Genomic DNA, 574 nt, shown 5'->3' with positions numbered 1-574 from the left:
GCATTTATAGCAACTGATGGTTGGAATTTAGATGGAACTTTTAATTCCTCGAATTTCGAGGTGGCAATAAAAAGAAAAATGATTGAATTATCAAAAAAGAAATACCTTTTAGCAGACCACACTAAATGTAGCAAAAATATGTTTATAAAAGTGACAGATATAGGGGTTTTTGATGCAATTATAACAGATTCACCAGTGCCTTTTAATATTGAAAAGCAACTCAAAGAGATAGGAATTCCTATCCTTTTTAAAGAGTGAATTCATTTAGGGAAAACTTTCCAAAACTCCAAGGCAAGGTCTTTTAAAACAAAAGATAAGGTGTTTTGAAGTGTTAAAGGAATATCGTCCAGAAGGATGTATTTAGACATGGTAGTTGAAATTGGATTTGAATACTCTTAAGATCTTTAAAATTAAAAAGAAAATTGTGGCCCAAACAAATATGTTTTCTCTCATGAGTTTATCCTTTATAAGGGTCCTTTTTTCTTTGACGCTGTCGTAGAGTTCTATAAGTTTTTTTAATTCTTCATCCGATAATCTCTGTTGTTTTGGTATCATGATTTTATTTTATCACTTC

General features: G+C 30.5%; 1 protein-coding gene and 1 pseudogene. One reads left to right on the top strand and one right to left on the bottom strand.

From position 1 onward, the window contains the following. Positions 1–258 (top strand): annotated as a pseudogene (locus tag ACP5SP_RS08130) (DeoR/GlpR family DNA-binding transcription regulator); the annotation flags it as partial. A gap of 102 nt (positions 259–360) precedes the next feature. Here the strand turns inward: ACP5SP_RS08130 and ACP5SP_RS08125 are convergent. Next, on the bottom strand, positions 361–555 hold the full coding sequence (locus ACP5SP_RS08125; protein WP_428006665.1) for a hypothetical protein: 195 nt from the start codon (positions 553–555) through the stop codon (positions 361–363). Positions 556–574 lie beyond the last annotated feature (19 nt).

The organism is Caldisericum sp. (assembly GCF_049967455.1).
Taxonomy (GTDB): Bacteria; Caldisericota; Caldisericia; order Caldisericales; family Caldisericaceae; genus Caldisericum; species Caldisericum exile_A.
The sequence above is the reverse complement of the archived record's forward strand: the minus strand, read 5'-3'. Positions and strand labels throughout refer to the sequence as shown.

Coding starts and splice junctions, on each gene's coding strand:
- ACP5SP_RS08125 (WP_428006665.1), bottom strand. CDS start 555: ATGATACCAAAACAACAGAGATTATCGGATGAAGAATTAAAAAAACTT.